This is a genomic window from Glutamicibacter sp. 363 (assembly GCF_052379505.1).
Taxonomy (GTDB): domain Bacteria; phylum Actinomycetota; class Actinomycetes; order Actinomycetales; family Micrococcaceae; genus Glutamicibacter.
The window spans coordinates 23,009-29,357 of the sequence record NZ_JBQSYR010000036.1; the positions used below are offsets into that span (position 1 = coordinate 23,009).

At 54.7% G+C, this 6,349-nt stretch carries 9 protein-coding genes; all 9 read left to right on the top strand.

Annotation, left to right across the window (positions count from 1 at the left end):
• Nucleotides 1-3 precede the first annotated feature (3 nt).
• Complete coding sequence (locus ACT3UA_RS17000) at nucleotides 4-597, top strand: DsbA family protein (protein ID WP_096286549.1); 594 nt, start codon at nucleotides 4-6, stop codon at nucleotides 595-597.
• 34 nt (nucleotides 598-631) lie between these two features.
• Nucleotides 632-1,222 (top strand): NADPH-dependent FMN reductase, encoded by a 591-nt coding sequence (locus ACT3UA_RS17005; protein ID WP_096286547.1) that lies wholly within the window; start codon nucleotides 632-634, stop codon nucleotides 1,220-1,222.
• A gap of 49 nt (nucleotides 1,223-1,271) precedes the next feature.
• Entirely contained in the window at nucleotides 1,272-1,769 is a 498-nt protein-coding gene (locus ACT3UA_RS17010; RefSeq protein ID WP_444617531.1) for a nuclear transport factor 2 family protein, read from the top strand.
• A 132-nt stretch (nucleotides 1,770-1,901) separates the two neighbouring features.
• Nucleotides 1,902-2,537 carry an NAD(P)-dependent oxidoreductase gene (locus ACT3UA_RS17015; RefSeq protein ID WP_096286543.1) on the top strand — a complete coding sequence of 212 codons (636 nt, stop codon included), beginning with the start codon at nucleotides 1,902-1,904 and terminating at the stop codon, nucleotides 2,535-2,537.
• Between the two features lie 505 nt (nucleotides 2,538-3,042).
• Nucleotides 3,043-3,375, top strand: coding sequence for a hypothetical protein (locus ACT3UA_RS17020; protein WP_443446660.1), 333 nt, complete (start codon nucleotides 3,043-3,045; stop codon nucleotides 3,373-3,375).
• Nucleotides 3,376-3,435, top strand: a complete 60-nt coding sequence (locus tag ACT3UA_RS17025) for a DUF4113 domain-containing protein (RefSeq protein WP_141393539.1) — start codon at nucleotides 3,376-3,378, stop codon at nucleotides 3,433-3,435. It begins immediately after the preceding gene.
• Between the two features lie 414 nt (nucleotides 3,436-3,849).
• Nucleotides 3,850-4,056, top strand: a complete 207-nt coding sequence (locus ACT3UA_RS17030) for a hypothetical protein (protein WP_096286539.1) — start codon at nucleotides 3,850-3,852, stop codon at nucleotides 4,054-4,056.
• A gap of 241 nt (nucleotides 4,057-4,297) precedes the next feature.
• Nucleotides 4,298-4,789 (top strand): hypothetical protein, encoded by a 492-nt coding sequence (locus ACT3UA_RS17035; RefSeq protein WP_096286537.1) that lies wholly within the window; start codon nucleotides 4,298-4,300, stop codon nucleotides 4,787-4,789.
• Between the two features lie 79 nt (nucleotides 4,790-4,868).
• Nucleotides 4,869-6,344 (top strand): NF041680 family putative transposase, encoded by a 1,476-nt coding sequence (locus tag ACT3UA_RS17040; protein WP_217990405.1) that lies wholly within the window; start codon nucleotides 4,869-4,871, stop codon nucleotides 6,342-6,344.
• Nucleotides 6,345-6,349: the final 5 nt, after the last annotated feature.

The window sequence follows — 6,349 nt, forward strand, 5'->3', positions numbered from 1 at the left end:
ATAATGACACCCAAGGTTTCCCTCATCATTGATGTCGCCTGCGCTTGGTCATACATCGCATTCGAACGGGTGACGAGCGTGATCACCTCCAAGGGCTGGGATCCAGACAAATATCCGCTAGGCTTCCTGCCTCACCAACTCGACCCCTCCGCGACAACAGCCGGCGAACCCCTCCTTCGTGTACTCCATGAACGGTTTGGTCAGAGCGTTGACCAAGAGAACGAGCGCGTGCGGGTAATCGCAGCCCAGGAAGGAATCCGCCTCGACTATGCCAGTGGTATCCATGCCAACACCTTCGACGCCCACCGGGCCATCTACGATGCAAGCCAAGCAGGGCGTGGTGCGTCCATGGTCCGGGCACTCTTCAAAGCCCACTTTTCCGATGGAAAGAACATTGCAGACCCGGCATTTCTGGAAGCCACGGCAAAAGGCCTTGGCGTCGAGCTGACCCGAGACGAGAGTACAGAGTCTGTCAACAATTCGCTCGAGTTCGTCCGCCGAGAGAAGATCTCAGGCGTTCCCATTCTCCTCTGGGAGTCAGGAGCGACGTTGAGAGGAGTACACGACAAAAGCACACTTTCAAAGCATATTCTCTAAATTTTTAGTCCTAAACTAACGGAAGAAGGAACCAATGAAAATCGGAATCATCGTAGGAAGCACCCGCCCAGGACGTCGATCCATAGCAGTCGCCGAATGGCTAAAAGCCATAGCAGACCAGCGTCAAGAACACGACTTCGTCCTGCTGGACCTTCTTGACTACGATCTCCCCCACTTAGACGAAACGATTCCCGCAGCCATGGGAAAGCCCTACGGACACGAGCACACCCGCGCATGGTCCGAAGCGGTCGCATCCTGTGACGGCTTCATCATCGTCACTCCCGAATACAACCACTCAATTCCGGGGGTACTTAAGGACGCCCTGGACTACCTGTTTGGCGAGTGGCATAACAAGGCCGTTGGCTTCGTCGGCTATGGCCTGCTGGGTGGTTCCAGGGCGGTTGAGCACCTGCGGACCATCTCCGCAGAGTTGATGCTCGCCGATGTGCGGGCGCAAGTCGCATTGTCCCTCTTTACTGACTTCGTGGACATGGAGACGCTGGTTCCTGGTGAGCACCATGCGGGAACCGCAAATCAAATGCTTGATCAGCTGCTGAGCTGGAGCAGTGCGCTGGGCAAGCTCCGTGAAGCCCCAAACGACTCTCCATCATTCGTCAACGCCTGATATTCGTCTGGAAAGTAGAAGCGAAGACTCAATGAAGCATATAGATAACATGAGCGAACACGATTCATCAAGCGCAAGGGTGTGGTCAACCAGCCAGCAAATATCAGAGCTGGTCTCTAAATACGTCTTCACTCTGGACAATTTAGATACCCCGCAGATTAGCCAACAAGGAGACGTCTGGTACGAATCTATTTTCACCTCGGATGTAAAATTGAGCTTCCCGATTGGTGGCTATCTGGGAACCAACGGTCTCGCAGCCTTCCACGCTGTGGCCAAAGGCAGGTTCGAATCAACGTTTCATATGAGCACGGATCATGTCGTCGCAGCCCAAGCCACGACAGCGACGGCCACCGCCACCGCCACCGTAATGGCATTTCACCGTCACAGACAGGAAACTTTGGACGCTAGAGGGCATTCGGCGACCCCGATATTCAGAGTCGGAGGTCGATACGATATTTCGGCCATTGAGACCCCCGATGGATGGCGGATCAGTGCTTTGGCGTTTCGCGTCGAGTGGTCTGAAGGGGATGAACCGGACCGGTCGTAGCCTCAAAGCTTCAGCAGGTACCGTGAGACCGCTGGTTCCGCAATTTTAGCGGGATCAGCGGTTGGATCGGTGATTAGCATGCGGAGCGTCTTGTCGCTGGTTTGGGCGCCGAGTTCTTTGGAAGGATGAAACATGAGGATTTTGGTACCCGGAGCGACGGGCACTGTCGGCAGACATGTAGTGAGTCTGGCTCTGGAGCGTGGACACGAGGTAGTCGCGATCGCTCGCAACCCCGAAAAGCTCGCTGTCGAGCATCCGAACCTCACGAAGATGTCAGCAGACATCCTCGACGCCTCTGTGATCCCGGCGTTGCTCCGCGGCGTCGATGCAGTGGTAAACACTGTGGGCATCGGCACATCAAGAACGCCGACCCGCCTGTACTCGACAGGCACAAGGAACCTCATCACAGGCATGAACGAGCATGGCGTCCAGCGACTCGTGGTCATCTCTTCCGAGGTTGCTGAGCACTGGGCGAAGCGGGGGCCACTAAAGCTATGGATCGTTTTCCCCCTACTGCAGAAGTTCCTCGGTGCGACCTATGACGACATGCGGCGCATGGACACAGTACTTTGGGAGAGTGACGTTCAGTGGACGACGATCCGAGCCCCACGCATCCGGCCCGCGAAGGCCAAAGCACTCTATCGTTTAAGCCGGGAGGCTCCTCTCCCGCGAGGCTGGACGATCACGGCTATCGACATGGCGACCGCGCTACTCGACATCGCAGAGCGCGACGATCTGAATCGCATGCACGTTTATGTCGCGAACTGACCAGAGATCTAGCCGTTAAAGGAAGAAGCATCCTGATTTAAGCGGCCCGACGGCTAGTTTACCCGTTTGCATGTAATACCAGCCTGCGGTCGCAAGGGTCGTTCGCGCTCACAAGCCAGCGACCGAGGAGGCAGATGGCGGCTTGCGGTGATTGACCTCCAGCTTGTCGATCAGACAGGGGATACCACCGCCCGCACGTTGGAGCTGACGTACATTCCGCCGGCCATGGGCAGCAACGAGTACGACTTGGCGGTTCTACCCCACTCCACAGAGTGATGCAGACTTAGATTCAACCATACCAACAGCAAACCCCGCTGTCCTTGAGTTGTGTGGGATCCCCTGCATCCCAACGGAAGAAGAATGCGAGGTCAAAGACCAGATGATCTTCTTCAGGTCTTTCGATGAGCTCATTACTGATCGAACAGGTCCCGGATTCTACGCTCAACAAGGATCTGTCAGGCTCCATCGTCATAACAAACACGCCTGGGGTTTGAACGCTTGGGCGATGACCATCCACTACAACCAAAGCCAGTCGCATCGGCCAGCGCTGATGCTCAAACTTCCCTGCCCTACGTCTTACCCCGTGGTACTTACCAAAGCTGCAAAGGCACTGCTATTGCAGGTGCTGGTTGGAGTGAAATATGCCAGGAACGGGGTAGTGCTCACGGACCTTAGACGCGCAGCCATGCAGGAAACCTTTGATCCTTTCGTCTCTGCTCACGAACAAAAGCAAATCGGCAATATTGTGGAGCAGATTCGGAATGAGCATGGAGTGAAGTTGATCGGGTTGGGGTTAGGTAGCTTACAACAAGGCCCTGTATGGGAGATGGAACGCTAAATGCGCTCACCGCGTTACACAACGCATTGGGCAGAAGTGCTCACAGTGAAAGCCGCCTAAGCCGTTCAAACCACGTCTTCGTCTTGCCTACCTTGAGCGTTGCTCTTTATTTTGTTGCCTCTCCGTGCTTGCGGTACCAGTAGATTCTGCTTTCGCAGCCTTTCGATTGCCGGTTAACTCGGCGGTCTCGTTGCTTGACGTATTTGCCGTCTGCGTGGGGTCTAGCTCCTCGATACAGAGCATTTCGGGTCACTGACCAGATTTCAAAAGCAAAGTCGTCTCACCACTCGGTTGGGAAAAGCTGAGCTGTCATGCCCAGATCAGGGTTGGATGGCAGGAGACGCAAACCGGAACAGCGGTTTAATTTTTTAAAGAGGCGACACGCACGAATATATATATATAGCATCCGCTGTTTCCCCTAGTAGATTTTTGCTTATGACGATTTCACCTTCGCGAAAGCCCCGAGGAACATCCATGGACAATGTCCAGTTCCTGGTCCGGGTGGCGCCAGAAGTGCGTCAAAGGGCTAGGGATATGGCCGCAAACATGGGTCTTTCCAACAGCATGTCCTTTGAAGAAATCATTATGAATACACCGCTCAAGGACGACGGCACCCCCATTTGGTGGGAGCCGCAACAAGAGCAACTGCCGGATACCGAAAGAGGTAGAAAAGCAGGTTAAACAAAAGGTGAGCGGATCAGCGCCAACCGATCCACTCACCCTAGAAGTCTGAAGCATCACTTAGCGCCAACTGAGTAATGCAGAGAAGGCTTCTAACCTTCACGATCTAACTGAAATTCACAGTTTCGTTAGATCCATATGAATCCGATCCACAAGCAAGGAAAGAAAGGATTATTTTCTTTGACAGCCTTCCCCTTTGGGAAGGAGGCATCCGTGTACCCTAAGGAGGATTACTCTGTCTATGAACAAATATAGGGACTCCCATGCCCTATTGTCCACAGGGACATACCGTTTTGCGAGTGATTCCACAGTTTCAGCAGATGCTCAGTGGAGTTTTTTTGCCTCCAAAATCGCAGGCCGGGCCAATTACCGCTGGATGAACGCTGAAGGAAAATACCTGCCCAGCAACGAACGTTTCATCGGCGATTTGTCGCCTGCGCGACCAGCCGCAGTCATGATCTATTCCGCAGATGGTCGCGCACAAACGATCTGCCTTGACTTCGACGCGAAATTCCCTTCCCTTCACGATGACATTGCAGCATGTCAGACATGGCTTGATTCCTTCAATGTCTTATACGTAGTCGACCAGTCCATATCCGGCGGACAACACGTTTACATTCCGCTCAGTGAGTCTATGAGCTGCGTCGATGCTCGCTATTTCGTGGAGCATCTGGCAACTCATTGGAAATCACTCGATGCGTCACCACACCGTGTGGCTAAGCTTGCTATTTAACCTCTCGCCTGAAAATCCTTGAAATTCTGCGGACTCTCCGGCGTGTCACCACATTAAGACGGCTCTCGTTCCTGATGCTTTGAATTACCAAAAACGAAGCACAGAACAGAGAGCCGTCGCCATGAGTATGCACCACGACCTCGAATCAACGCAATGCATCGAGGCAACCGCACGCCTGAACAAATTTCGGCAAGACTACTACCACTGCCTCACCAACCGAGCCGATGCCCTCTTCGAACTGACAGACGCACTACTTTGCACCCAAAGTAAGGTCACTGACCTTGCCCACCTCAGCTTAGAACCAGAACACCACCGAGGCTACGGAGCCTTATATGACGCGATCAACCACGGCCATCTCGATACAGAGAAGTTCAAATCACGGATCACCGCACTGCCGGTCCCAACCTTCCCTCGCAAAGAAGATGGCCAGCAACAGATCGTGTTAGCCGTGGACGTGTCGAACTGGCTACGACCCGACGCGAACTGCACCCCTGAGCGCAGCTTCTGCCACACCTATGCCCGCAACGGCCAAGCTGAGATGATCCCCGGTTGGCCTTACTCGGTCATCGTAGCTCTTCAACCAGGAGCCTCATCATGGACTCTGCCACTGGACATTCGGCGTTTAGTGCCGGGTGAAGATGCGAGCGCAGTGACCGCCGCTCAGATCCGCGAGGTCATGGCCGGGCTGATCAATTCAGGACAGTACCGGACGAATGATCCGGAGGTCTTGGTGGTGATGGATGCCGGTTATGACGTGGCACGTCTTGCCTGGCTGGTGAAAGATCTGCCGGTGATCCTGATTGCCCGTTTACGATCCAACAGGGTGTTCTATGCTCCAGCCGGACCCAGGCGAGGGCCATCCAAAGGACGGGCACCGCGTCACGGAGCGAAGCTGGCGTTGAACGATCCCGCCACCCATCAGCGACCGACTCATGCCGCTAAGCACCACCTTCAACGGTACGGGCACGTCTTGGTGCAGGCGTTTGAACGGATGCATCCCAAGCTTGATACTCGCGGCGGGATAGCTGATGAGTACGGTAAACCAGAGATTATTGAAGGCACCATCATCGGGGTGCAAGTCGAACACTTGCCCGGAGTGCCAACACCGAAGCCGCTGTGGCTTTGGGCTTCCAAGCCAGTACCCGAGGACGTGGACGCGGTTGACCGGTGGTGGTCGGCGTATCTGCGACGGTTCGATCTAGAACATACTTTCCGGTTCTTCAAACAAAATCTGGGATGGGTTAAACCTAAATTGCATGACCCTCAAGCTGCCGATACTTGGAGCTGGGTCGTACTGACCGCGTACCTGCTGCTGCGCCTGATTCGACCACTGATCGCGGGGTGCCGGCTTCCGTGGCAACAGATTCCAGTGCACCTTCTGGCGTTGAGCCCGGGTCGAGTGCAAGCGACCTATCGGCGGGTCTGTCAGCAGCTGGTGCATCCGACAAACCCGCCGTTAGCTTCTTCAGCAGGCCCGGGACGACCTAAGGGCACCCGGAACAAGCGCAAACGAGTCGTTCAGCCTATTGGCGTGGCGCATCAAAAGGTTAAATAGCAAGC